Genomic DNA, 25,334 nt, shown 5'->3' on the forward strand with positions numbered 1-25,334 from the left:
GCACATCAGAGGACGATCATGTCACTGCACCACGACCACTCGACGATCACCGAGGACGACCGGATCGCCGCTCGCGTCAAGGCCATGGAGGCGATCCTGGTCGAGAAGGGAATCATCGGCTCGGACGCGATCGACTACATGTCCTCGGTCTACGAGAACGAGGTCGGCCCGCAGCTCGGGGCGAGGATCGTCGCGCGGGCGTGGGTCGACGCGGAGTTCAGGTCCCGCCTGCTCTCCGACGCCACCGAGGCGTGCAAGGAGTTGGGTGTCTCGGGCATGCAGGGCGAGGAGATGGTGGTCCTGGAGAACACGGGCACCGTCCACCACCTCGTGGTCTGCACGCTGTGTTCGTGCTACCCGTGGCCGGTGCTGGGACTCCCCCCGAACTGGTACAAGTACCCGGCCTACCGGGCCCGAGCGGTCCGTGATCCGCGCGGCGTGATGGCCGAGTTCGGCCTGGACCTGTCCGAGAGCGTCGAGGTGCAGGTGTGGGACTCCAGCGCCGAGCTGCGCTACTGGGTGCTGCCCCGGCGCCCCGCCGGCACCGACGGGTGGTCCGAGGACCGGCTCGCCGAGCTGGTCACCCGCGACTCGTTGATCGGGGTCGCGGACGTCACCGGCCCGGCCGCGGCGTGATCGGGATGGAGCGACTGAACCGGACGCCGTCACCGGAGACCAAGCCGCGGGTCGACTCGCTGGTCGAGGCCCTGCCCTTCAACGAGGCGATCCCGCGCCGCTCGGGTGATGTCGCGTTCGACCACGCCTGGGAGATCCGGGCCTTCAGCATGACCGTGGCCCTGCACGAGGAGCTCGGCTTCCCGTGGGCGGAGTTCCAGGACAGGCTCGTCGCCGCCATCCAGGAGTTCGAGTCGGGGCGCCCCGACCTGGAGCACTGGAGCTACTACGAGCGGTGGATGGCCGCACTCGAGGTCCTCGCGCGCAGCAAGGGCTGGGTCTCGCAGACGGAGCTCGAGCAGCGGACCGAGGAGATCCTCGCGCTCCCGGCGAACTACATGCACCAGCATGCCGTCCGCGAACCGGTCGCCGTGATCACCGGGGCACGGTGATGGCCGACGACCTCTCCGAGGACATCGACGAGGGCGCCGTGAACGCTCATCACGTCGCCGCGATCGCAGCGCTGGCCGGGCTCCCGCTGGAGCCCTCCCGCCTCGCGCCGGTGGCCGCGCTGCTCTCGGCCTGGATCCCCGGTGCGAACGCGCTGAGTGCCCGGATGCAGTCCGCCGAACTCGACGGGCTGATGCCCGCCGTGGTGTTCACCCGTCCCGGGATCCACGACGAGGAGGGCGGGCAGTGAACGACGGAGCGGCGGACGACCGGGCGCCGGGTGACGATCTCCTCGACCGCACGCTGACCGAGGTCGCCCACCTGGTCGCTGCCGGCGAGGTGTCCCCGGTCGAGCTCGTCGAGCGGTCGCTGCGGCGGATCGAGCAGATCGCCGGGACCAACGCGTTCATCTCCGTCGACTCCGACGACGCCCTGGCCGTGGCCCGGGCGAGCGAGACGATGATCTCCGCCGGTCACCGGATCGGACCGCTGCACGGCGTCCCGGTCGCGCTCAAGGACAACGTCTCCGTCCGCGACAAGCCCACGACCGCGGGCAGCGCCATCCTGGCCGACCACCGCCCGGCCGAGGACGCGACGGTCACCCGCCGACTGCGGTCGGCGGGAGCGATCATCGTCGGCAAGACCAACATGCACGAGTTCGCGTGGGGCGGGACCTCGGCGAACCCGCACTACGGGTTCGTCACCAACCCGTGGGACACCGGCCGGATGCCGGGTGGATCCAGCGGCGGCTCCGGCGTCGCGGTCGCGACCCGAGCCTGCTTCGGTGCGCTCGGTACCGACACCGGCGGATCGATCCGGCTGCCCGCGGCGCTCAACGGCATCACCGGGCTGCGTCCGACGATCGGGCGGGTCAGCAACGCAGGCGTGATCCCACTGGCCTGGAGCATGGACACCGTCGGTCCGATGGCCCGCACCGCGGCGGACTGTGCGGTCATGTTCACCGCGCTGGCCGGTCACGACCCGGCCGATGCCGGTTCGGCCGACCGGGCGGGGGAGGACTACTCCCGCGATCTCGGTGCCGGGCTCGACGGGCTCCGGGTCGGGATCATCGAGGGCTACTCCCTGCACCACGTCCAGCCCGCGGTCGACAAGGCGCTGCGCGCGGCACTGGACGTCCTCGTCGCCGGCGGCGCCCGCACGAGCGAGGTCTCGATCGCCGACATCGAGGGCAACATCTCCGCCCAGCTCACCGTCGAGGCGTGCGAACCCAGCACCTACCACCAGCGCTGGTTGCGCGAGCGCCCCGACGACTACGGCGACGACGTCCGGCTCCTGCTCGAGGCGGGGGAGATGCTGCCGGCCACCCAGTACCTGCAGGCCCAGCGCTACCGGACGCTGCTGCGCTCGCAGACCCTCGCCGCGCTGTCGCGGGTGGACCTGCTGGTGTGTCCGACCCTGCCCTTCACCGCGACCCCGCTCGGGGAGGTGACCGTCGAGATCGATCCGGGACGACCGGAGGACATGCTCTCGGCGATCATGCAGTTCACCGGGTTGCCGTCGCTGACCGGTCTGCCGGCGATCAGCGTGCCCTGCGGCTTCGACGATGCGGGACTGCCCATCGGTATGCAGCTGATCGGCCGTCCGTTCGCGGAGTCGACACTGCTGCGGGCCGCGGCCGGGTTCCAGGCGGGCACCGGGTTCCACACTGCGGCCCCCCGGGTCGGGCGGGACCGAGCCCGGTAGCTGCACTGCTCGGCGTCGAGGCGGCCGTAGACGGCGAGGCGGAATCCCAGGTGCGCCACTTCGAACTCCTGGCCGTTCTCGCGGGCCAGGTGCAGGCACTCGGTGGTCGCGGCGACGGTACGTGGAGCCGTTCGGTACACCCGGCTCGCCCCGCCGCGTCTGCTCACAGCTTGAACACGGCGCGCGGGTTGTCCTGCACCAGAGCCCGGATCGTGTCGCCCGCCTCGTCCTCGGCGAGGCGGTGCCGCACGACGAGGTCGGCGAGGTGGGCGGCGTCGAGGCGGCGGGACATGTCGTGGCGCGCCGGGATCGAGCAGAACGCGCGGGTGTCGTCGATGAAGCCCGAGGTCCGGCTGAAACCGGCCGTCTCGGTGACCGCGGAGCGCCAGCGTCCGATCGCGTCGGGGGCGTCGAGGAACCACCACGGCGCCCCGACGTAGACGGAGGGGTAGAACCCGGCCAGCGGCGCCAGCTGCCGGGAGAACACGGTCTCGTCGGTCGTGAAGACCACGAGGTGGAACCCGGAGCTCGTGCCGAACCGTTGCAGCAGCGGACGCAGCGCCTCGGTCAGCTCGATGCCGGTCGGGATGTCGTGCCCGCGGTCCGGGCCGAACCGCTCGTAGGTGGGCCGGTGGTGGTTCCGCAGGATGCCGGGGTGCAGGGTCATGACCAGCCCGTCCTCGGCGGACATGGCGGCCATCTCGAACAGCAGGTGCCGGCGCAGCGCCGTCGCCTCGTCGGTGGAGGCCTCGCGGCGCAGCGCCCGGGCGAAGATGTCCGCGGCGACGGTCTCGTCGAGCGGCTCGGTGCCCACGTCGGCGTGGCTGTGGTCGGCCGAGGTGGCGCCGTGGTCGACGAAGTACCGGCGTCGCCGCCGCAGCGCGGTGAGGAAACCGTCATAGTCGCCGGTGTCGGTGTCCGCGGCCACCCCGAGGGACGCCACGGCCTCGGGCCACGCGTCGTCGCCGGCCTCGAGGTAGCGGTCGGGCCGGAACGTGGGGACCACCCGCCCGTCCCAGGACGGGTCGTCGCGGAGGACGCGGTGCCAGTGCAGGTCGTCGGCCGGGTCGTCGGTCGTGGCCAGCACCTCGATGCCGAACCGGCGGTACAACGCCCGCGGCCGGAACTCCGGGGTGCGCAGCGCGGCCGAGATCCGGTCGAAGAGGTCGTCGGCGTTCGCCTGGGCGGGCCGCTCCCGTACACCGAAGATGTCGTGGAGCTCGGACTCGAACCAGTACTGCACGGATGTGCCGCGGTAGACCGGCCACCGCTCGCAGAAGATCCGCCAGGCCTTGCGCGCGGTGCCCTCGTCGAGCGGGGAACCGGCGGCGACGCCGAGCTCGTCGAGCCCGACACCGGACGAGTGCAGCAGCCGCGTGACGTAGTGGTCCGGGCTGATCAACAACGACGTCGGGTCCGGGAACGGGGTGTCCTCGGCGAGGATCCGCGGGTCGACGTGCCCGTGCGGGGAGATGATCGGCAGGTCCCGGACGGACCGGTACAGCTCCCGCGCGACGTCTCGGGTGGCCGGGTCGGGCGGGAACAGGCGGTCCGGGTGCAGCTGCAGGGCTGGCATGGCCCACACCCTCCGAGCGGGCCGGCGCGGCGGGCAAGCTGTTGCCATCGCTTGCGCCCGCCGTTGTGGGCCGGGCCGGGATCCGGCGACGGTGGCGCCATGGTCAGCGTGAGCCCGGCGGTGCCGATGATCGGATCCGCGGACACCGTCCTCGCCCCCGAGGCGGTGAGCGCCTTCGTCGCCGAGCGGCTCGAACGGCTCCCTGTCGACGGCCGGTCGGTGTGCGTGATCGTCCCGGACGGGACGCGGAGCTGCCCGCTGCCGCTGCTGGTCGACCGCATCCACCGGTCGCTGGCCGGACGCGCCGAGCGGCTGGTCGTGCTGATCGCGCTCGGGACCCACCAGCCGATGACGGACGACGGCCTCGCGTCCCACCTGGGCTGTGACGGCGACTCGCTCGCGCAGACCTATCCGGGCACGACGGTGCTCAACCACGAGTGGTGGGACCCCGGCACCCTGGTGTCGGTGGGTGTCGTCCCCGCCGAGCGCGTCCACGAGCTCTCCGAGGGCAGGCTGCACCAGGAGGTCGACGTCCGGATCAACCGGCACGTCGTCGAGGCCGACCTCGCGCTCGTCGTGGGGCCGGTGTTCCCGCACGAGGTCGTGGGCTTCTCCGGCGGCAACAAGTACTTCTTCCCCGGCGTCGCGGGCCCGGAGATCATCGACCTGTCGCACTGGCTCGGCGCGCTGATCTCCAGCTCGGAGATCATCGGCACCCTCGGGATCACCCCGGTCCGTGCCCTGATCGACGAGGCCGCCGCGATGATCCCGGTGGAGCGGCACGCGCTGTGCCTGGTGGTGCGGTCCGGCTCCGTCGACCTGCACGCGGTGGCGTCCGGCCCGCCGGAGCAGGCCTGGGCCGCGGCCGCCGCCGTCTCGGCCGGGACCCACGTGCAGTACCTGGACCGCCCGGTGCGCCGGGTCGTGTCGGTGATGCCGGAGAAGTACGACGACATCTGGACCGCCGCGAAGGGCTTCTACAAGCTCGAACCGGTCGTGGCCGACGGCGGCGAGGTCGTGATCTACGCGCCGGGGATCACGACGGTGTCGGTGAGCCACCCGGAGATCGAGGAGATCGGCTACCACTGCCGGGACTACTTCACCGCCCAGTGGGAACGCTTCCGCCACGTCGGGTGGGGGGTGCTCGCCCACTCGACGCACCTGCGCGGCGCGGGCACCTACGACCCGGTCGAGGGGGAGCGGCTGCGGGTCCGGGTCACGCTGGCGACCGGGATCCCGCGCGAGACGGTCGAGCGCGTGAACCTGCAGCACGCCGATCCCGCCGGCATCGACCTGGAGCGCGAGCGCCGCGATCCCGGCACGCTCGTCGTGGACCCGGCCGGTGAGGTGCTCTACCGCCTGCGCGAGCCGTGAGCGGGCGCGGGGCCGGTCGACTGGCGCACCACCAGCCGGACCGGTAGCCGGGCCGAGCGGACCGTCGCACGTCCGGTCGAGGCCAGCTGCTGGAGCAGGTTGCGCATCGCCGAGGCACCCATCGCCTGGAGCGGTGCGCCCACCGACGTCAGCTGCGGGCTGACCAGCCGACCGAGCGGGATGTTGTCGAACCCGACGACGCCGATGTCCTCGGGGACCCGGGTCCCGTTGCGGCGCAGCGCCTGCAGCAGGCCGATCGCGAGCAGGTCGTTGTAGGCCACGACGGCGCTGACCCCGGCACCCGCGACGTCGTCGGCGAGACCGGCGCCCGCCCGGAGCGTCGGGCCCGCCGCGGCGAGACCGACCAGGCCGACGCCCAGCGCGTCCGCCGCCTGCTCGACCCCGGCACGGCGCTCCGCCTCGACCGGGGAGTTCCGCGGGCCGCCGACGTAGGCGATCGTGCGGTGCCCCAGGCCGTGCAGGTGCTCGACCACCAGCAGCGCGGCCCGCGCGTCGTCGAGTGCGATGCTCGGCACCGACACCGCCGAGCGGTTCAGCACGACGGTCGGCCGGGTCGCGGCGACGGCGGCCACCTCGTCGTCGGTCAGGCGCGAGCTCGCCAGCACCACGCCGTCGACGACCGGAAGGACCCGGCGCAGCACGTCGGCCTCGCGGGTCACCGACTCGCGGGTGTCACACAGCAGCATCGTGTATCCGCCCTCGGCGGCCTCCTGCTCCGCGCCGCGGACGATCTCGGCGCTGTGCGGGTTGGTGATGTCCGACATCACCAGCGCGACCACCATCGACGACCGGTCCGCCGACGCCGTCCGGGCCTGCCTGCTGTACCCGAGCTCCGTCGCGACCCGCCGGACGAGCTCGGCGGTGTGCGCGCTGACCCGCGCGGGACGGCCGAGCGCCCGGGACACCGTCGACGGCGCGACCCCCGCGGCGCGTGCGACGTCGTAGATGGTGGGCCGCGTGGTCACGGCGGGCGAGTCTAGCCCCGGGGCACCCGCGGCAACTGCTGGCAACGCGTTGCCGCGGGCACCCGCGGGCTGCCTCAATGGACGGTGAGCCGTAGCCGCGGACGCCGGGCGAGGAGCAGGTGGATGAGCCACGACAGGGTGACCGACGGGTGGCGCGACAGCCTCGGCGCCGCCGACCGGGCGGCGGCAGGCCGCGTGGGCGACGAGCTGCGCGGCGCCGGCCGCGTCGGGGTCGCACTCTCCGGCGGTGTCGACTCGTCCACGCTGCTCGCCCTCGCCGCCGACGCCCTCGGGCCGGAACGAGTCCGTGCACTCGTCGGGGTCTCGGCGAGCCTCGCCGCCGACGAACGGGCCACCGCCCACCGGGTCGCCGCGGCGACCGGCGTCGAGCTCGTCGAGGTCGCGACGGCCGAGCTCGACCGGCCCGACTACCGGGCGAACGGCCCGGACCGCTGCTACGCGTGCCGGGACACGTTGTTCACCACCATCGACGAGACCGTCCTCGCCGAGCACGACCTCGACGTCGTCGCGTACGGGGAGAACCTCGACGACACTCGGCGTGCCGACCGGCCGGGTGCCCGCGCGGCGACCGAGCACGGCGTCCTGCGTCCACTGGCGTCCGCCGGGCTCGACAAGCCGGCGGTGCGCCGGATCGCACGGGCGATGGGCCTGCCGAACGCCGACAAGCCCGCCGCACCCTGCCTGGCGTCGCGCATCCCGCACTTCGAGCAGGTCACCGAGGACAAGATGGCGCAGATCGAGCGCGCCGAGCGGGCGGTGCGCGCGCTCGGGTTCGACGACGTGCGGGTGCGCCACCACGGCGAGGTGGCGCGGGTCGAGCTGTCCGAGGACCTGATCGCGGACGCGCTGGGGCCGCGTCGCACCGACGTGCTCGCCGCCGTGCGCGATGCCGGGTTCCGGTTCGTCACGGTCGACCTCGCCGGGCTGCAGTCCGGCGCCTTCACCCTTCCCCTGGTGTCCGCGCGGTGACCGGGCCCGAGCACGTCGCACCGGTCGGCGACTTCGCCCGGCTCGACGTCGGCCGCGAGGCCCGCCGCGGCCACGGCGAGGCCGTGTTCTGCGAGGGCAAGACCACCGACCAGGTCCGCGCGATCACCCGCGAGATCGTCGCCCGCGACATGCCGACGCTGTTCACCCGCGCCGGCGACGACCACGCCGCGGTGATCCTCGACGTCGCGCCCGACGCCCGGCACGAGCCGGAAGCCCGGATGCTGGCCTGGCCGGCGGAGCCGCCGGAGCCCGCCGGCGGACGGGTGGTCGTCCTCTCCGCCGGCACCTCGGACCTGCCCGTGGCCCGCGAGGCGGTCGTCACCGCGACCCACCTGGGCCGTCGGGTGGAGCTCGTCGCCGACGTCGGCGTGGCCGGCCTGCACCGGCTGCTCGCCCATCAGGACACCCTGCGCGGGGCCCGCGCGATCGTCGTGGCGGCCGGGATGGACGGTGCGCTGCCCACGGTCGTGGCCGGGCTGGTGTCGGCGCCGGTCGTGGCGGTCCCGACCTCGGTCGGGTACGGGGCGTCGTTCGGTGGGGTGGCGGCGCTGCTGACCATGCTCAACGCGTGCGCACCGGGTGTCGCGGTCGTCAACATCGACAACGGCTACGGCGCGGGCCACCTGGCCGCGCAGATCGCGGCCCCGCACTGAGGGCCGGTCAGCCGGCGGGTACGGGCCCGCCCGGCCGGAGCCCGCTCGCGTCGGCGGCGGCCACCGCGGCCTCGAGCACCTGACGCAGCGGCAGGTCACGTGCCGCGGCCAGGGCCGCCACGTCCTCGTACTCGGGTGCGGTGTGCACGATCCGGCCGTCCTCGACGCCCAGCTTGATGCGTACCGGGGCCGACTCGACGGTGACCGTCGCCCAGGTCCGGTCGAGCGCGTGCCGGGCCACGGGCCACTGGCGGACGCCCAGCGTCGAGGTGGCGCGCAGCACGAACGCCCGCAGCTCGTCGGCCCGCCCGGGGTCGGTGAGGACGTGCAGCGTGTGTGCCGGGCGGCCCTTCTTCATCAGCACGGGGGTGAGCCAGGCGTCCGCGGCACCGCGCTCGAGCAGCGACCGCAGCACCTCCGGCCAGACCCGGGGGTCCATGTCGTCGACGTTGGTCTCCAGCACGAGCAGGTCCTGCCCGCCCGGGCGCGTCGCCGGGCAGGGCTCGCCGAGGACGACGCGGACGACGTTCGGCCGACCGTCGGTGTCCCGCGCCCCCGCGCCGTACCCGGTGCGCCCGACGGTCATCCGCGGCATCGCGCCGCAGCCACCGGCGAGCCCGCGCAGCAGCGCCATCCCGGTCGGTGTGGCGAGCTCGCCGTCGCCGTCGCCGCCGACCTGCCAGCCGCGGCTCAGCTCGAGCACCGCGGGCACCGGTACCGGCAGCAGACCGTGCGCGGTGCGTACCCGGCCCGAGCCCAGCGCGACCGGGCTCGCCGTCACCTCCGACACCGCCGACACCCCGAGGTCCGCCAGGGCGGCGCAGGTCCCGACGACGTCGGCGATCGAGTCCCAGGCCCCGACCTCGTGGAAGTGGACCTGCTCCACCGGGACCCCGTGGACCCGCGCCTCCGCCCGGGCCAGCACCGAGAACACCGACAGCGCCGGCTCCCGCACGTCCGGTGGGAGGTCGCTGCCGGTGAGCAGCTCGCGGATGCCGGCCCAGGACCGGTGCGGGTGGTCGTCGGCGGTGCTGCGCACCTCCACCCGGGTGGCCCGCAGCCCACCGCGCCGCACCTCGCCGACGTCGACGGTGACCTCGCCCGGGATCAGCGACCTGATCGGGCCGCGTACCCGCTCGAGGTCGGCGCCGGCGTCGAGCAGTGCGCCGAGCAGCATGTCCCCGGCGACGCCGGAGCTCGCGTCGATCCACGCGACGGGCACGACTCAGCCTCCCGTCGATGCGGCGAGGTCGTCGACGTGGGCGACGACGGCCGCCACCAGGTCCTCGTCGCGGGCGAGGCCGGGGTCGAGGATCTCCAGCACCCGCGGTGCCGCCTCGTGGATCGGGCCCGCGGCGGCGGTGGTGAGCGTGCCGACGATCGGGTCGCCCGCGCCCGTGCCACGGCGCAGGGTCAGCAGCCAGGCCGCGAGGGGCCGCAGCACGGGCCCGGGGATCCGGCCGGCGGCGCGCTCGGCACGCAGGACCGGCAGCACCCGCACGGGCAGCTTCTGGGACCCGTCGGCGGCGATCTGGGACAGCCGGTGCCGGATGCCGATGTTGGCGAACCGGGTCACCAGGGCGTCCCGGTAGGAGGCGAGCTCGGCCCCGGGCAGCGGGACGTGCCGGCCGGCGACGTCCCACCAGGCCTCGACCCACCCCCGCACGACCGGGTCGGCGATCGCCTCGGCCACCGTCTCGTGACCGCGGGCCGGTGCGGCGTAGGCCAGCAGCGAGTGGGCGCCGTTGAGCATCAGGAGCTTGCGGCGTTCGTGGACGGTCACATCGGTCACGAAGACCGCGCCGGCGTCCTCCCAGCGTGGGCGGCCTCCGGGGAAGTCGTCGTGGAGGACCCACTCGCTGAAGGGCTCGGTGCTCACCGGCGCCCGGTCACGGACACCGGTGCCGCGGTGCACCTCGTCGAGGTCCCGTTCCTCGGAGCGTGGGGTGATCCGGTCGACCATGGCCGACGGGAACGCGACGGTGCCGGAGATCCAGTCGGCGAGCCCGGGGTCGACCGCGGCCGCGGCGTCGTGCACGACGCGGGCGACCATCTCCCCGTTGCCGTCGACGTTGTCGCAGGACAGCACGCTGCAGGGGCCGGCGCCGGCGTCGCGCCGGGCGGCGAGGCCCGCGACGAGCCGTGCGGGCACACTGCCCACCGGCGCGGTCCACGACCGGGCGAGCGCCGCCAGGTCGGCGGCCACCTGCGGGTCGGAGTGGTCGAGCCCCCCGCCGGGGCCGCGCCGGTAGCCGGCCTCGGTGACCGTCAGCGACAGCACCCGGGTCCGCGGGTCCGCGACCAGCCGGAGGAAACCGTCGTGCTCGGCGCCGGGCAGGCAGGCCGAGAGGCTGGAGACGGTCTCGAACGACGGACCGTCGGGGTGCCGGGTGAGCAGGGTGTACTGCCCGTCCTGGGCCTGCAGGGCCCGTGCGAGCTCCACGCTGCGCCCGCTGAAGGCCGCGATGCCCCACCGGTCCCGGTCGGGGGCGTGCTCGGTGTACCAGGCCAGGTGGGCCCGGAAGAAGTTCCCGAGTCCGACGTGGACGATCCCGATCGGTGCCGCGGCGCGGCTGCCGGGCCGTCCGCGGCCCGGCGTCTGAATGGTGGTCACCTGTGCTCCCGTCCTCGCCGGGGCCACCGTCGCCCGCCCGGCGGCCCGTGGGCAACGGGTTGCCACCTCTTGCCGGGGCGTGCTGCTCACACCGCCATGCGGGCGCGACGCGGGCCCGTCGACTCCCGGACCACCAGCCGCGCGGGCATCTCGACCGACAGCGGCTCCGGGGCGGTGCCGTCGATCGACGACAGCGCGGTGGTGACCGCGGTCCGCCCGATCGTGCGCAGCGGGGTGGCGATGCTGGTGAGGTTCGGCAGGACCAGACCGGCCAGCACGGTGTCGTCGAAGCCGACCACGCTGACGTCGGCCGGCACCGACAGCGACGCCGCCGCCAGCCCGCGCCCGACGCCGACCGCCATCTGGTCGTTGAAGGTGATCACGGCCGTCGGCGGCCGGTCGGACAGGCCCTCGGCGAAACGGATGCCGCCCTCGACCGTCGGCGCCGCCGGCCCGCTGCGGTGCAGGGTCACCCCGGCCGCGCGGGACGCCTCCAGCAACGCCCGCCCCCGTGCGCCGTCGGCCCACGACGCGGCCGGGCCTCCCAGGTACTCGGCGGCGTCGTGGCCGAGCTCCCGCAGGTGGGTGATCGTCGCCCGCGCCGCGGGCCCGTAGTCCGTGGACACGCTCGCGACGTCGCGGACCGCACGGTTGAGGACGACCGTCGGCTTCTGCTTGGCCAGTACCCGGATCGCCGAGTCCGACAGCCGCGAGCTGGCGAGCACGACGGCGTCCACCCGGGGCAGTGCCCGCTCGACGAGCGCCCGTTCCTGCGGGCCCGACTCGTGGGAGTCGGCGACCGCGATGGCGAGTCCGGCATCGAATGCGGCGTCCTCGGCACCGTGCACGAGCTCGAACACGAACGGGTTGCTGATGTCGGAGGTGACCAGGAGCAACACACCGGTCGGCGCGGAGTCCATCGGGGCGTTGACGGCGAGGCGGCGATAGCCCAGTTCCTCGGCGGACCTGCGCACCTTCTCCGCGGTGCGGGTACTGACCTGGCCCGGCCGGGCGAGTGCCCGCGACACCGTCGAGGGCGCCACGCCCGCGGCGGCGGCGACGTCGTAGATCGTGGGCCGCGTCCCCAAGCCTTCTCCTCCGGCTGGTCGGTGCGCTGGGGCCGGATCGCCGTCGCTGCGCGGAGCGGGTGGGTCGCCGGGAAGCTATCAGAGCCCGGGACCGCGCGACCCGGGCCGACCCGGGGTCACCGGGCGGGCTCGGCGCCTCCGGCGCGCTCGGGGAACGAGCCCTCGGCCGCGATCCGCTTGTTCAGCTCTGCGAGGTAGAGGTCCTCGTCGAAGTCGAGGGGGACCTCCCGGCCCAGCCAGCTCGACAGGTGGATCGCGTTGGCCAGCCGGACGCCGTCGATCCCGTCGCTGCCCGCCGCGAGCAGCGGTGTCCCGTCGAGGATGGTGGCGGCGAAGTTCGCGAGGACGCCGGTGTGCTGCGCACCCCAGACCGAATCGAACTCGAGGACCTCGCGCGAGTAGTACGTGCTGCGGTCCAGCTTGCCGGTGAAGAGCTTGCGGACGTCCTCGGCCGACATCGACTCCGACAGCTCGCGCTCGTCGGCGACCAGGCGCGTGACGGTCGCCGTCCTCGACCCGTCGACGACGATGCGGCCCCGGTCGCCGAGGATCTCCAGCCGGTCGGTGCCCTCGATGTCGTGCACGGCGGTGACGAAGGTGCCGGTGACGCCGTCGCCGTAGTCGGCGACGGCGGTGACCTCGTCCTCGACGGCGATGTCGCGGCGGAAGCCGTAGGCGACCTTGGCGTAGACCGAGCGCGGGACCCCGCAGATCCACTGCCACAGGTCGAGCTGGTGGGGGGCCTGGTTGACCAGGACACCGCCGCCCTCGCCGCCCCAGGTGGCGCGCCATGCGGACTGGTCGTAGTAGCCCTGCGGGCGCCACCAGGTGGTGATCATCCAGTTCGTCCGGCGGATCGCGCCGATCTCGCCGGCGTCGACGATCTCCTTGATCCGCTGGTAGAGCGGGTTGTTGCGCTGGTTGAACATGATCGCGAACGTCAGCTCGGGGTGCCGGGCGGCGCACGCGTTGAGCTCGGCGACCTGCCCGGTGTAGACACCGGCCGGCTTCTCCACCAGCACGTGCAGGCCCGCCTCGAGGGCCGCGATGCCGATCTCGGGGTGCAGGTAGTGCGGCACCGTGGTGACCACGGCGTCCACCTCACCGCCGGCGAGCAGCGCCCGGTAGTCCTCGTGGACCGGTACCCCGTACTCGCTGGAGGCCGTCGCGCGCCTGTCCGGGTCGGTGTCCGCGACCGCGCCGATCTCCATCCCGGGGACCCTGCCGTCCCGGATGAAGGAGGCGTACATCGATCCCTGCGCCCCGAATCCGATGATTCCGAGCCGGACCTCTCCGGACATGCGTGGACCTCCCTCGTGCACGGCTTCGTGACGGCGACCACGGTGGGGGAGCGCGGGGTGGACGGCCACGGGTTGCCACATGTTCCGTCGCACCGTAGCCAGGCACCGATGCAACAAGTGGGAACAAGTGGGCGGTGCCACCGGGCAGCGGTCACGGTGATCGTGCGACCGAACAGCGCTCAGTGAGGAGCAACCGGAAACATGTGGACACTCTCGGGCTTCGCCGACGAGATCTCCTCCGACCTCGACGAACAGGTGGCGCTACTCGGCAAGCTCGGCATGTCCCACCTGGAGTTCCGCAGCGCTTGGGGTACGAACGTGCTCGACCTGGACGCCGGCGCGCTGTCCCGGGCGAAGGGGATCGTCGACGACGCCGGACTCGCCGTGTCGAGCATCGGCTCCCCGATCGGCAAGATCCACGTCGAGGAGGACTTCACCGCGCACCTCGACCGGGCCCGGCACGCCCTCGACGTCGCCCATCACTTCGGCGCCCCCTACGTCAGGGTCTTCTCCTTCTTCGTCAGCCCTGGTGACGACCCGGACCGCCACCGCGACGAGGTGCTGCGCCGGATGCGGGCCCTGGCCGATCTGGCCGAGCAGCGCGAGGTGATCCTCGTGCACGAGAACGAGAAGGAGATCTACGGCGACGTCCCGCGCCGCTGCGCCGACATCCTCGCCTCCGTCGCGTCGCCGAACCTGCGCGCCGCGTGGGACGCCGCCAACTTCGTCCAGGTGGGCGTGCGGCCCTTCACCGAGGCCTACGCCGCCGTCCGCCCCTACCTGGAGTACGTCCAGATCAAGGACGCGCTGCTGGCCGACGGCGAGGTCCGCCCCGCCGGTCGCGGCGACGGCGAGATGGTCGAGACCCTGCGCGCGCTCCGCTCGGACGGCTTCGACGGCTTCTTCTCCCTGGAACCGCACCTGTCGCAGGCCCACAGCCTCGGCGGATTCTCCGGACCCGAGCTGTTCATCGAGGCCTGGGAGGCGTTCACCGGGCTGCTCGGCGCCGAGGGCATCGAGTACCGGTGAACGCGGTGACCACGGCGGCCGTCATCGGCTGCGGCGACGTCGCGCCGGTGCACCTCGACGCCATCGCCCGGGAGGCGGGCATCGAGCTGGTGGCGGTCTGCGACACCGATCCCGTCGCCCGCGCGGCGACCGCCGAGCGCCACGGCGTCCCGGGCCACGCCGACCACCGCACGCTGCTCGCCCGCGCTCGCCCGGACGTGGTGCACGTCTGTACACCGCACGACCAGCACGTCCCGGTCGCCCTCGACGCACTCGACGCCGGGGTGCACGTACTCCTCGAGAAGCCGCTCGCGCACACCGTCGACGAGGCCGAGCGTCTCGTCGCGGCCGCCGGGCGCGGTCGTGCCCGGGTGGGGGTGTGCTTCCAGAACCGCTACAACGCCACCGCGCAGGCCGCGCACGAGATGCTGCGCTCCGGGGAGCTGGGCGCGGTGCTCGGCACCGTCGCGACGGTCATGTGGACCCGCACCCCGGACTACTACCGTGCCAAGCCGTGGCGCGGGCGGTGGGCCACCGCGGGCGGCGGGCTGCTCATCAACCAGGCGATCCACACCATCGACCTGGTGCAGTGGCTCGCCGGGGACGTCGTCGAGGTGTCCGGCAGCGCCTCGACCCGGCTCTACGGCGACCTCATCGAGGTCGAGGACACCGCCGAGATGCTGCTCTCGCACGACGGCGGGGCCCGCAGCGTCGTCGTCGGCTCCCTCGCGAACGTCGTCCACGCACCGGTCACCATCGACGTCACCGCCGAGCGGGGCAGCCTGTCGATCCGCGGCGACCTCACCGTGACCCGGGCCGACGGCACGGTGCACACCGTGCCGGAACGACGGGCCGCGCTGAACGGACGCTCCTACTGGGGGGTGTCCCACGAGCACCTGATCCGGGACTTCTACGCCCGGCTGGGCGACGACGAGCCGTTCTGGATCGGCCCCCGCGAGGCGATGAAATCGCTGCGCATCCTCACCGACGTCTACGCCCGGAGCGGCATCGGCCGGATCCGGCACACCGCCACCGGCTGACGACCGGCCCGGCCGCGCCCACCCGCACCCCACCCGACCTCCGTGCTGAAGGGGAACCCATGCCCACGATCGGCGTCCAGATGATGATGCTCAAGAACCACGTCGAGGACGTCGGGCCCCACGAGGTCCTGCGCCGGCTCTCGGAGTCCGGCTTCTCCGCGGTCGAGGTCTCCCAGATCGCGATGACCCCGGAGAACGTGGCCGAGATGGTCCGCGCCCGTGACGAGCTCGGCATCGACTTCGGGGCGCTGTCCGCCGGCATGGGCGGCGGCCCGAACGAGTCCCTCCTGGACGACTTCGACAAGATCGTCGCGGACACGAAGGCCCTGGGCGCCTCGCGGCTGCGCATCGGCATGATGCCGTACCCGGCGATGGCCTCGCACGAGGCGCTGCTGGAGTTCTGCGGCCGGGCCGAGAAGGTGTCCGCGCGGCTCGCCGACGAGGGGATCACCCTCTACTACCACAACCACCACGTCGAGTTCGCCAGGCGCGGAGGCAGCACGCTGCTCGACGTCATCCGCGCCGAGGCGCCGACGATGCGGCTCGAGATCGACGTGCACTGGGTGCAGCGCGGTGGCCGCGACCCGGTCCGCACGCTGCAGCAGTACGCCGGCCTGGTGGACCTGGTCCACCTCAAGGACTACCGCATCGGCGAGCTGGACCCGTCGGCGTTCGACGCCCTGGCCGACGGCGACCGGGCCGGGTTCATGCGCTCCTTCACCGACGTGGTGCAGTTCGCCGAGGTCGGCGAGGGCAACCTCGACTGGGCCGAGATCATCGACCAGTCGCTGGACTCGGGTGCCGAGTACCTGTTCATCGAGCAGGACCAGCAGTACGGCCGCGACCCCTACGATTGCCTCCGGACCTCCCGCGAGAACCTCGTCGCGCTGGGCTACGGGCACCTGATCTGACCGGTGCGGCCGCCCGCGGCGGGGACCTGGACCCTCCCGTCGGAGGTCTCGCGCCCACGGACCGCTGCCGGTGGTGTGTGCGGACGCCGTGCACAATGAGGCGATCATGAGCGGTGGTTGCTGCGTTCCCGGCCCGCGGGACACCTCCGTGGCGCCCGCGCCGCCGGGGGGCTCCGGTGCGCGCGACGTCCCCGAGACCGCGGTCGAGGTCCCGGGTGGGTCGTTCCTGATGGGCACCGACTCCGCCGAGGGCTACGGCACCGACGGCGAGGGGCCCGCCCGGCGGGTCGAGGTCGGCCCGTACCTGATCGACACGGTGGCCGTGACCAACGCCCGGTTCGCCGAGTTCGTCGCCGCCACCTCCTACGTGACGGAGACCGAGCGGATCGGCTGGTCGTTCGTGTTCGTGGGGTTCCTGCCCGCGGCACTGCGCCGGACCAGCCCGCGCCCGCAGCAGACCCCCTGGTGGGCCGGGGTGACGGGCGCGACCTGGTCTGCGCCGGAGGGCCCCGGCAGCACCGTCGGCGACCGGGCCGACCACCCGGTCGTCCACCTGTCGCACGCCGACGCCCGCGCCTACGCCGCGTGGGTCGGCGGGCGGCTGCCCAGCGAGGCGGAGTGGGAGTACGCCGCGCGTGGCGGCCTGGAGGGCGCGCGCTACCCGTGGGGCGACGAGCTCACCCCGGCGGGCGAGCACCGGTGCAACATCTGGCAGGGCGACTTCCCGGTCCGCAACACCGCCGAGGACGGCTACCGGGCCACTGCGCCCGTGACGGCGTTCGCCCCGAACGGCTACGGCCTCCACAACACGGCCGGGAACGTCTGGGAATGGTGCGCCGACCACTTCGGGCCGCGCAGCGGGGACGCGCGGGTGATGCGCGGTGGCTCGTACCTGTGCCACGAGTCCTACTGCAACCGCTACCGGGTCGCCGCCCGCACCGCGAACACCCCGGACAGCGCCGCCGGTCACCTCGGGCTGCGGGTCGCCTGGGACGTCGCGTGCCCTGCGGAGGGGGCTCCGGGCAGCTGACCGCTGCAGCTCCGGCGCCGGGCGACCGAGCCTGCCGGCCACGGTGGACGCCGTGGCGGGCCGTCCCGTGCGGACCGGCGGCGCGGCCCTGCAACTGCTGGCAACCCGTTGAAGCGCCGTTCGATCCCGTGCCGTAATCCCCCCACGCGCCCCGACGCGCGGTCCGCACGAACCCGAGAGGGCATCCGGACCCTCAGTACCCACACGAGGTTGTTGACGATGAGGTCAGGCCGAAGAGTTCTTCCCATCCTGGTCACGGTGGTGGGCATGCTGGCGGCAGCCGGGTGTGCCGGAATCGGGACCCCGGCCTCGCCGGCCGGTGTCCTGAACATCGGCCAGGTCCAGGACGTCGCGACCTGGGACACCGGGCAGGGCCACAACGGGCACCGCCTGGTCGCGTTCCAGACCGCCTACGACACCCTGATCCGGCGCGAGCCGGACGGGACGCTCGTGCCGATGCTCGCCACCGCGTGGGGCTACACCGACGACACGCAGACGACACTCGCGCTGACCATCCGCGAGGGCGTCACCTTCAGCGACGGCGAGGCGCTCGACGCCGAGGCGGTGCGGGCGAGCCTGGAGCACTTCCGGACCGCCAACGGACCGCAGGCCGTCCAGACGGCCGACGTCGCCGAGGTGCGCGTCACCGGGCCGTACCGGGTCGAGATCGAGCTCGCGCAGCCGAACCCGGCGCTCGAGTTCTACCTCAGCCAGGCCGCGGGCATGATCGCGAGCCCCGCCGCGCTCGGGGACCCCGCCCTCGACCGCACCCCGGTCGGGTCCGGCCCCTACGTCATGGACGAGGCCCGCTCGGTGACCGGTGACCGGTACGTGTTCCGCGCCCGGGACGGCTACTGGGACCCCTCGCTGCAGCAGTGGGACGAGGTCGTGCTCAAGGTGCTCGCCGAGCCGACGGCGCGGATCAACGCGCTCGTCGCCGGGCAGGTCGACGGGACGCAGCTGCTGCCCCGCAACACCACCCAGGCCGAGAACGCCGGCCGCGAGATCGTGAACCGGGACGTCAACTGGGCCGGGCTGATGCTGTTCGACCGCGACGGCGCGGTCGCCCCGGAGCTGGCCGACGTCCGCGTGCGTCAGGCGATCAACCTCGCCTTCGACCGGCAGGTCGCCGTCGACGGTCTGCTCGGCGGGTACGGCACCCCGACCAGCCACGTCTTCGGTGAGGCCAGCACGGCCTTCGACCCCGCGCTCGACGACTACTACGGCTACGACCCGCAGCGTGCGCGCGAGCTGCTGGCCGAGGCCGGCCACCCCGACGGCTTCACCCTGAGCATGCCGTTCAGCGCCAACACCAACGACGCCATCCCGTTCGTCGTACAGCCGCTCGCCGACATCGGCATCACCGTGCGCGCCGCGAGCGTGCCCGGCCAGGCGGCGCAGTCGGAGATCGGCAGCGCGCGCTGGCCCGCCGCCTACTTCCCGATCTTCCAGGGGCCGACGTGGATGGCGGTGGAGCAGATGCTGGTGCCGCAGACGCTGTACAACCCGTTCCGCTCCGAGGACCCCCGCCTCGACGGGATCCTCGACCGTCTGCGCGTGGCCGGGCCCGACGCCGTCGACGAGGCGCGGGAGATGGCCCGCTACGTCACCGAGCAGGCCTGGTTCGCCCCGTGGGCCCGGATGGGCAACACCTACGCGTTCGACGGCGGGAAGGTCCGCGTCGAACCGCAGATCGGCCAGGTCGTCCCCTCCATCTACAACTTCCACCCGGCCGGCTGACCGCCGCCCCGTCGCACCCCGGAGGTCACCGTGCTGCCCTTCCTGCTCCGCAGGCTGGCGTCGGGCGTGGTCGTGCTCGCCGCCGTCCTCTGCCTGACGTTCCTGCTGCTGTTCTTCTCCACCGACGACGTCGCCGCGAACATCCTCGGCGAGCAGGCGACACCTGACCAGATCGTCGCCAAGAACGCCGAGCTCGGCCTCGACCGACCGCTCCTCGAACGTCTCGTGGACTGGTGGGCGGCCGCCCTGACCGGTGACTTCGGCGCCTCCTGGTTCAACGGCCAGACGGTCGTCGCCGCGCTCGCGACCCGGCTCCCGGTCACCCTGACCCTGGTCCTGCTCTCCATCGTCCTGATCGGGGTCATCGCGACCGCCCTGGGCATGACCGCGGCCGTGCGCCGGGGCCGCGCCGACCGCGCCGTGCAGATCGGCGCCGCGATCGGTGACGCCCTGCCCAGCTTCCTCATCGGCCTGCTGCTCGTCGGCCTGTTCGTGGTGACGCTGCCCTGGTTCCCGGCGGTGAGCACGATCGCGCCCGGCGCCGGCATCGGACCGTGGGTGGTGTCGCTGACCCTGCCGATGACCGCCCTGCTCATCAACGGCGTGGCCGCGTCGGCCCAGCAGGTGCGCGGTGCGGTGCTCACCCAGCTGTCCCGCGACCACGTCCGCACGTTGCGCAGCCGCGGGCTGCCCGAGCGGGAGATCCTCGTCCGGCACGTGCTGCGCAGCGCCGCCCCGGCCGGCCTGACCGTCCTGAGCCTGCAGTTCATCGGCATGCTCAGCGCCGTCGTCGTGATGGAGCAGGTGTTCGCGCTGCCCGGGGTCGGGACGCTCGCCGTGCAGGCCACCACGACGGGGGACCTGCCACTGGTCATGGGGGTCGTCGCCTACACGACGGTGATCGTCGTCGTGGTCAACCTGCTCGTCGACCTGGCCAACGGCTGGCTCAACCCGAAGGTGCGTGTCGCATGACCGAGCCCTCCACCCCGCCCGTCACCCCCGCCGCACCGGGCCCGGCACCCCGCGGACGAGGGGGCGAGGTGCTCCGGCGGCTGCTCCGCAACCCGCTCGGCGCGGCGGCCGCGACCGTCCTCGGGCTGATCGTCGCCGGCGTGCTGCTGGCGGACGTACTGGCCCCCTTCGAGCCCGGCTACGCCGACATCCGCAACATCCTCTCGGGCGCGGGTGCCGACCATCCGCTGGGCACCGACAGCGGGGGCCGCGACATCCTCAGCCGGCTGCTGCACGGCGGGCAGACGACGTTGCTCGCGGCGCTGCTGTGCGCGGCCGTCGCGATCGCCGTCGGCGTACCGTCGGGGCTGCTCGCCGGGTACTACGCCGGTGGGATCGACGGGGCGGGCACCTGGGTCACGAACATCATCCTGGCGCTGCCGTCGATGATCGTGCTGCTGGCGGTGCGCGCCGCACTGGGCCCGTCGGTGTGGATCTCGATGATCGTCTTCGGGATCATGCTGGCGCCCGGGTTCTTCCGCCTGGCCCGCACCGCGGTACGCGCGGTGCGCGACGAGCTCTACATCGACGCGGCCCGGGTGTCGGGGCTGTCGGACGCCCGCATCCTGCGCCGCCACGTGCTCTCGGTCGTCCGGGCGCCCCTGATCATCCAGGGCGCACTGGTCTGCGGGATCGCCATCGCCGTCCAGTCCGGACTGGAGTTCCTCGGCCTCGGCGACGCCGCCGTACCCACCTGGGGCGTGATGCTCAACGAGGGGTTCCGCAGCGTCTACGACGGCCCGATGACCCTGCTCTGGCCCGTCCTGGCGATCGCGGTCACGACGAGCGCCCTGGTGCTCCTCGGCAACGCGGTGCGCGACGCGGTGGAGGACCCGGCCCGTGCGGGCTCCGCCGGTGCCGGCGGAGCCGTCCGGCAGGCGGTCGAGCGTCGCCGCGCCGCGTCGGCTGGTACCGCCCGGGACGGTGGCGGTCACCTTCTCGAGGTGCGTGACCTGGGCATCGCCTACCCGCAGGCGGACGGGACCCTGAAGCAGGTGGTGGACGGGGTGTCGTTCACGCTCGACCGCGGCGAGGTCCTCGGCGTGGTCGGCGAGTCGGGATCGGGCAAGTCGCAGACCGCGTTCTCGGTGCTCGGGCTGCTGCCCGGAGATGCGCTGATCACCGGCGGGACCATCCGGATCGACGACGAGCTCACCGTCGGACCGGGGGACGTGGCCGTCGACCAGGACCGGCTGCGCCCCCTGCGCGGGCGGCGCATCGGGTACATCCCGCAGGAACCGATGAGCAACCTCGACCCCGCCTTCACCATCGGGTACCAGCTCGTGCGCCCGATGACGCACCTGCTCGGCGTCTCCCGGGCCGAGGCCACCGCCCGGGCCGAGGAGCTGCTGCGCAGCGTCGGGATCGCCGACCCGGTCCGGGTCATGCGGTCCCATCCGCACGAGGTGTCCGGCGGCATGGCCCAGCGGGTGCTGATCGCCGGTGCGATCTCCTGCGAACCGGACCTCGTGATCGCCGACGAGCCCACCACGGCACTGGACGTGACCGTGCAGGCCGAGGTCCTCGACGTCCTTCGGGACCTGCAGGAGCGGCTCGGCCTGGCGGTCCTCCTGGTCACCCACAACTTCGGCGTCGTCGCCGATCTCTGCGACCGCGTCCTGGTCATGCGCGACGGCACCGTGGTCGAGTCGGGCGACGTCCGACGGATACTGCGCGACCCCGACCACGAGTACACGGCGTCGCTGCTCGACGCGATGCTCGCCGACAAGCCGCCGCGCGGCCGCCTGACCGCGGCGGCGGACGAGAACCTGGAGGCGACCCGATGAGTACCCCGCTCCTGGACGTCGAGGACCTGGTCGTCGAGTTCCGCACGAAGCGTCTCGGCCCCGCCTTCCGGGCCCTGCACGGGGTGTCGTTGCAGGTCGGCGCCGGCGAGACGCTCGGGCTGGTCGGCGAGTCCGGTTCCGGGAAGAGCACCATCGGGCGCGCCGTCCTCGGTCTCGCCCCGGTGACCTCGGGGCGGATCCGGTTCGACGGCCGCGACATCGGGGCGGCCGACCGCCGGACCCGGCGGGCGTTGAGCCGTGACCTGCAGGTCGTGTTCCAGGACCCGTACAGCTCGCTCAACCCGGCCCGCACGGTCGGCGACACCCTCTCCGAGCCGCTGCAGGTGCAGGGGATCGAGGGAGGTGAGGCACGCAGCCGGGTCTCCGGGCTGCTCGACCGCGTCCATCTCCCGCAGGACGCGATGCACCGGCTGCCCCGCGAGTTCTCCGGCGGTCAGCGCCAGCGCATCGCGATCGCCCGGGCGCTGGCGCTGCGTCCGAAGCTGATCGTGTGCGACGAGCCGGTCAGCGCGCTCGACCTGTCGACCCAGGCCCGGGTGCTCGACCTGTTCCTCGAGCTGCAGGAGGCGATCGGCGTCGCCTACCTGTTCGTCTCCCACGACCTCGACGTGGTTCGCCACGTCAGCCACCGGGTCGCGGTCCTGTACCGCGGCGAGATGGTCGAACAGGGCGACGCGGAGCAGGTCACCCGCGATCCCGCGCACGAGTACACGCGGACGCTGCTGCTCGCGTCCCCGGTGGCGGACCCCGACCGGCAGGCCGAGCGGCGAGCTCAGCGGCGCGCGTCGGCCGCGCGATGACCGGGCGCCCGAACATCGTGTGGATCTCGACCCACGACATCAACCCGCACCTGGGCTGCTACGCGGGCGTGTATCCGGGGGCTGAGCAGGCGCGCACCCCGAACCTCGACGCCCTGGCGGACGGGGGGATGCGGTTCGACCGGGCGTTCGCGGCGGCCCCGATCTGCGGGCCGTCGCGGTCGGCGATCATGACGGGCTGTTTCCCGACGGCGATCGGGACGATGCACATGCGGACGAAGGCGGTGATGCCGCCCCAGGTCCGGTTCGTGACCGAGTACCTGCGCGAGGCGGGGTACTACGCCACGAACAACTGGTTCACCGACTTCCAGACCTCGACGCCGCCGTCGGCGTTCGACGACTGCTCGCCGTCCGCGCACTGGCGGAACCGGCCCGACGGCGTGCCGTTCTTCGCGGCGTTCCACTCGCTCGTCACCCACGAGTCCCGCCTGTACGGGGACGACGAGCAGTTCGAGGCCCGTATCCCGCACGTCGGCCCGGAGGACCGCCACCACCCGGACGACGTCGTGCTGCCGCCCTACCACCCGGACACCCCGGCGTTCCGCACGACGTGGGCGCGGTACCTGGACCTGATCACCGAGATGGACCACTGGGTGGGCGGCCTGCTCGACGAGCTCGAGTCGGACGGCCTCGCCGGTTCCACGCTGGTGGTGTTCTGGAGTGACCACGGCGCGGGGATGCCGCGCGCGAAGCGGTGGCTCCACGACTCGGGGCTGCACGAGCCGTTGATCATGCGGTGGCCGGGTCACCTGGCGCCGGGCGCGGTGCACGGCGATCCGGTGCACCTGATGGACCTGGCCCCGACGATGCTGCAGGTGTGCGGGGCCGGCGTTCCCCCGTCGATGCACGGTGTCCCGTTGCTGGGCCCGGACGGGTCGCTGGTCGACCGCCCGAACGACTACGTGTTCGCGGGCCGCGACCGGATGATGGAGATCGAGGACCACAGCCGCAGCGCCCGCGACGACCGCCACCGCTACGTCCGGCACACCCATCCCGGACGCCCCCCGATGCCGCACTCGGAGTACCCGGACGCGCTGGGCACGTGGGCCGAGCTCCGGCGGCTGGCGCGTGACGAGTCCGCTCAGCGGACACAGGGAGAGCCGCGCACCCTGCTCACTCCCGCGCAGCGGGCGCTGGTCGGGCCGGAGAAGCCCGCCGAGGAGCTCTACGACCTCGACGCGGACCCGCACGAGCTGCGCAACCTCGCCGGTCTCCCGGAGTACGAGGCGATACTCGCCCGGTTCCGCGCGGCGGTCGACGGATGGCTCGCCCGTCACGGTGACGCCGCCGGGCAGGACGAGGACGATCTCCTCGCCGCGTGGAGGCCGGCAGGGGAGTGGGAGGTAGTGGCGGTGCCGGTACCCGGACCGGACCGGGTACCGGTGTCACCGACGCCCGGTGCGTGCGTCGTCTGGACCGACGAACCGCCTGCTCCGCAGGCCACGGGCAGGGGAGCCGGCGACGACGTCGGGCTCCCGCCGCAGGACGGGCGGCACTGGCGGATCCACTGTGCGGCGACCCCGCCGCCCACCGGCCGTCGGGTGTGGGTCAAGGCCTGCCGCCCGGGGTTCGTGGACAGCGCGGAGGTCGCGACGGGGTGACGTCGTGCCGTCCGGGGCCCGGCGGCAGCCTTCATGTGTCAATGAACCATTGACGCCAGCGAATCGTCAACGAAACGACGACCCAGAACCCACGTCACGACAGGAGCGGCCGGCGTAGCCCGCCGCCGGGTGTCAGCGTTCGGGCGCGGGGTCGACCAGGCCGGGGGAGCGGGCGCCCAGTACCTCGGCGAGCCGCAGCAGGCGCAGATCGAACGCCGGTTCAGCTCCGCGGCGACGGGTTCGCCGTTGTCGACCCGATGGACGGCGACCCCCGGCTCCGGACTCGCGTGACGTACAGCGGTGTCAGTCCGAGCCCCTGACCGGGTCACCGCCCTCGAGGGGCCGGACGAGTTCGACGAACGCCCGCCCGCCCGGCGAGACGCGGGACCGCCGGACCTCCCGCAGCCCGGCCGCCGCGGCGGCCGGGCGCAGGCCCTCCGCACCGACGACGGCCCACGGTAGCGACCCGACGTCCGCGGCGCCGTGCAACCGCACGGTGCCCGTCCAGCAGACCGCGGGGTCGGGGTCGACCTCGACGAGCACGCTGCCCGACGGGTGGACGAGCGCGGCCGAGCGGGTCAGCAGCCGGGTGGGATCGCCCCCGATGCCGATGTTGCCGTCCGCCAGCAGGACGTGGCGCCAGGTCCCCTCGGAGGGGAGCCCGCCGAACAGGTCGGCGCACACCATCGCCACGCCCCGGCGGCGGCAGAGGTCCCGGGCCACGGGGGAGCTGTCCACCCCGAGTGCGGGCACCCCGCGGGTGTGCAGGGCGGCGGTCAGCCGGCCGGGACCACAGCCGAGGTCGATCACCGGTCCCCGGCACCGACGCAGCAGCCACTCGTCGTCGCCGTCCGCGCGGGCGAGCCAGCGGGCGTGGTCCAGGGACAGCGCCCGGCCGTCGTCCCGGACCAGGCGCGGCACCTCCCCGCGCAGCACCGGGTCGAAGCCGGCGCGGACCGGGGGGGACACCGTCGACGACGCCCCCCTCCGCTCCG

The 25,334-nt window shown here is 73.5% G+C and carries 24 protein-coding genes; 17 read left to right on the forward strand and 7 right to left on the reverse strand.

Annotated features, from left to right (window positions below; all coding sequences use genetic code 11):
- Positions 1 to 18 precede the first annotated feature (18 nt).
- From nthA to AD017_RS26950, 4 genes are read left to right on the forward strand one after another with little or no spacing between them, the layout of a single operon-like run.
- Positions 19 to 636 carry a nitrile hydratase subunit alpha gene (gene nthA, locus AD017_RS26935; RefSeq protein ID WP_010244083.1) on the forward strand — a complete coding sequence of 206 codons (618 nt, stop codon included), beginning with the start codon at positions 19 to 21 and terminating at the stop codon, positions 634 to 636.
- Positions 637 to 641: 5 nt separating this feature from the next.
- Complete coding sequence (locus AD017_RS26940) at positions 642 to 1,067, forward strand: nitrile hydratase accessory protein (protein WP_060576639.1); 426 nt, start codon at positions 642 to 644, stop codon at positions 1,065 to 1,067.
- Positions 1,067 to 1,315, forward strand: coding sequence for a hypothetical protein (locus AD017_RS26945; RefSeq protein ID WP_139316779.1), 249 nt, complete (start codon positions 1,067 to 1,069; stop codon positions 1,313 to 1,315). Before AD017_RS26940 ends, AD017_RS26945 begins: the two co-directional genes overlap by 1 nt.
- Positions 1,312 to 2,769: an amidase gene (locus tag AD017_RS26950; RefSeq protein ID WP_060575974.1), complete on the forward strand. Its 1,458-nt coding sequence runs from the start codon at positions 1,312 to 1,314 to the stop codon at positions 2,767 to 2,769. Before AD017_RS26945 ends, AD017_RS26950 begins: the two co-directional genes overlap by 4 nt.
- A gap of 163 nt (positions 2,770 to 2,932) precedes the next feature.
- On the opposite strand, the gene uxaC is transcribed toward AD017_RS26950, so the two are convergent.
- Positions 2,933 to 4,345 carry a glucuronate isomerase gene (gene uxaC / locus AD017_RS26955; RefSeq protein ID WP_060575975.1) on the reverse strand — a complete coding sequence of 471 codons (1,413 nt, stop codon included), beginning with the start codon at positions 4,343 to 4,345 and terminating at the stop codon, positions 2,933 to 2,935.
- Between the two features lie 99 nt (positions 4,346 to 4,444).
- Between uxaC and AD017_RS26960 the strand changes: the two genes are divergently transcribed.
- Positions 4,445 to 5,719 (forward strand): lactate racemase domain-containing protein, encoded by a 1,275-nt coding sequence (locus AD017_RS26960; protein ID WP_082538310.1) that lies wholly within the window; start codon positions 4,445 to 4,447, stop codon positions 5,717 to 5,719.
- Here the strand turns inward: AD017_RS26960 and AD017_RS26965 are convergent.
- Entirely contained in the window at positions 5,698 to 6,705 is a 1,008-nt protein-coding gene (locus tag AD017_RS26965) for a LacI family DNA-binding transcriptional regulator (RefSeq protein ID WP_010244069.1), read from the reverse strand. The genes AD017_RS26960 and AD017_RS26965 overlap by 22 nt on opposite strands.
- Before the next feature lie 123 nt (positions 6,706 to 6,828).
- Here AD017_RS26965 and larE point away from each other — a divergent pair, with 123 nt between their 5' ends.
- On the forward strand, positions 6,829 to 7,695 hold the full coding sequence (larE, locus tag AD017_RS26970; RefSeq protein WP_060575976.1) for an ATP-dependent sacrificial sulfur transferase LarE: 867 nt from the start codon (positions 6,829 to 6,831) through the stop codon (positions 7,693 to 7,695).
- Complete coding sequence (larB, locus tag AD017_RS26975; RefSeq protein WP_010244065.1) at positions 7,692 to 8,369, forward strand: nickel pincer cofactor biosynthesis protein LarB; 678 nt, start codon at positions 7,692 to 7,694, stop codon at positions 8,367 to 8,369. The genes larE and larB overlap by 4 nt, the downstream gene beginning before the upstream one ends.
- A 7-nt stretch (positions 8,370 to 8,376) precedes the next feature.
- Here larB and larC read toward each other — a convergent pair whose 3' ends face one another.
- From larC to AD017_RS26995, 4 genes are all read right to left on the reverse strand, one after another.
- Positions 8,377 to 9,591 carry a nickel pincer cofactor biosynthesis protein LarC gene (gene larC, locus AD017_RS26980; protein ID WP_060575977.1) on the reverse strand — a complete coding sequence of 405 codons (1,215 nt, stop codon included), beginning with the start codon at positions 9,589 to 9,591 and terminating at the stop codon, positions 8,377 to 8,379.
- A 3-nt stretch (positions 9,592 to 9,594) separates the two neighbouring features.
- Positions 9,595 to 10,983, reverse strand: a complete 1,389-nt coding sequence (locus tag AD017_RS26985) for a mannitol dehydrogenase family protein (protein WP_060575978.1) — start codon at positions 10,981 to 10,983, stop codon at positions 9,595 to 9,597.
- An 86-nt stretch (positions 10,984 to 11,069) separates the two neighbouring features.
- Positions 11,070 to 12,071: a LacI family DNA-binding transcriptional regulator gene (locus tag AD017_RS26990; protein ID WP_060575979.1), complete on the reverse strand. Its 1,002-nt coding sequence runs from the start codon at positions 12,069 to 12,071 to the stop codon at positions 11,070 to 11,072.
- A gap of 116 nt (positions 12,072 to 12,187) precedes the next feature.
- Entirely contained in the window at positions 12,188 to 13,372 is a 1,185-nt protein-coding gene (locus AD017_RS26995) for a Gfo/Idh/MocA family protein (protein WP_060575980.1), read from the reverse strand.
- Between the two features lie 201 nt (positions 13,373 to 13,573).
- Between AD017_RS26995 and AD017_RS27000 the strand changes: the two genes are divergently transcribed.
- From AD017_RS27000 to AD017_RS35540, 10 genes are all read left to right on the forward strand, one after another.
- A complete protein-coding gene (locus AD017_RS27000) occupies positions 13,574 to 14,401 on the forward strand; it encodes a sugar phosphate isomerase/epimerase (RefSeq protein WP_060575981.1) in 828 nt (275 codons plus the stop codon).
- Positions 14,398 to 15,420, forward strand: coding sequence for a Gfo/Idh/MocA family protein (locus AD017_RS27005; RefSeq protein ID WP_082398957.1), 1,023 nt, complete (start codon positions 14,398 to 14,400; stop codon positions 15,418 to 15,420). The genes AD017_RS27000 and AD017_RS27005 overlap by 4 nt, the downstream gene beginning before the upstream one ends.
- 59 nt (positions 15,421 to 15,479) lie before the next feature.
- Complete coding sequence (locus AD017_RS27010; protein ID WP_010244051.1) at positions 15,480 to 16,331, forward strand: sugar phosphate isomerase/epimerase; 852 nt, start codon at positions 15,480 to 15,482, stop codon at positions 16,329 to 16,331.
- 106 nt (positions 16,332 to 16,437) lie between these two features.
- Positions 16,438 to 17,361 carry a formylglycine-generating enzyme family protein gene (locus tag AD017_RS27015; protein WP_060576642.1) on the forward strand — a complete coding sequence of 308 codons (924 nt, stop codon included), beginning with the start codon at positions 16,438 to 16,440 and terminating at the stop codon, positions 17,359 to 17,361.
- 267 nt (positions 17,362 to 17,628) lie between these two features.
- Entirely contained in the window at positions 17,629 to 19,101 is a 1,473-nt protein-coding gene (locus tag AD017_RS27020; protein ID WP_145984079.1) for an ABC transporter substrate-binding protein, read from the forward strand.
- 30 nt (positions 19,102 to 19,131) lie between these two features.
- Positions 19,132 to 20,073 carry an ABC transporter permease gene (locus AD017_RS27025; protein WP_060575983.1) on the forward strand — a complete coding sequence of 314 codons (942 nt, stop codon included), beginning with the start codon at positions 19,132 to 19,134 and terminating at the stop codon, positions 20,071 to 20,073.
- A complete protein-coding gene (locus tag AD017_RS27030; RefSeq protein WP_227012602.1) occupies positions 20,070 to 21,899 on the forward strand; it encodes a dipeptide/oligopeptide/nickel ABC transporter permease/ATP-binding protein in 1,830 nt (609 codons plus the stop codon). The genes AD017_RS27025 and AD017_RS27030 overlap by 4 nt, the downstream gene beginning before the upstream one ends.
- On the forward strand, positions 21,896 to 22,720 hold the full coding sequence (locus AD017_RS27035) for an ATP-binding cassette domain-containing protein (RefSeq protein ID WP_060575985.1): 825 nt from the start codon (positions 21,896 to 21,898) through the stop codon (positions 22,718 to 22,720). Before AD017_RS27030 ends, AD017_RS27035 begins: the two co-directional genes overlap by 4 nt.
- Positions 22,717 to 24,339, forward strand: a complete 1,623-nt coding sequence (locus tag AD017_RS27040; protein WP_060575986.1) for a sulfatase — start codon at positions 22,717 to 22,719, stop codon at positions 24,337 to 24,339. The genes AD017_RS27035 and AD017_RS27040 overlap by 4 nt, the downstream gene beginning before the upstream one ends.
- Before the next feature lie 129 nt (positions 24,340 to 24,468).
- Positions 24,469 to 24,630, forward strand: a complete 162-nt coding sequence (locus tag AD017_RS35540; protein ID WP_168170474.1) for a hypothetical protein — start codon at positions 24,469 to 24,471, stop codon at positions 24,628 to 24,630.
- Positions 24,631 to 24,642: 12 nt separating this feature from the next.
- Here AD017_RS35540 and AD017_RS27045 read toward each other — a convergent pair whose 3' ends face one another.
- Positions 24,643 to 25,308, reverse strand: coding sequence for a class I SAM-dependent methyltransferase (locus AD017_RS27045; protein ID WP_060575987.1), 666 nt, complete (start codon positions 25,306 to 25,308; stop codon positions 24,643 to 24,645).
- Positions 25,309 to 25,334: the final 26 nt, after the last annotated feature.

The organism is Pseudonocardia sp. EC080619-01 (assembly GCF_001420995.1).
Taxonomy (GTDB): Bacteria; Actinomycetota; Actinomycetes; order Mycobacteriales; family Pseudonocardiaceae; genus Pseudonocardia.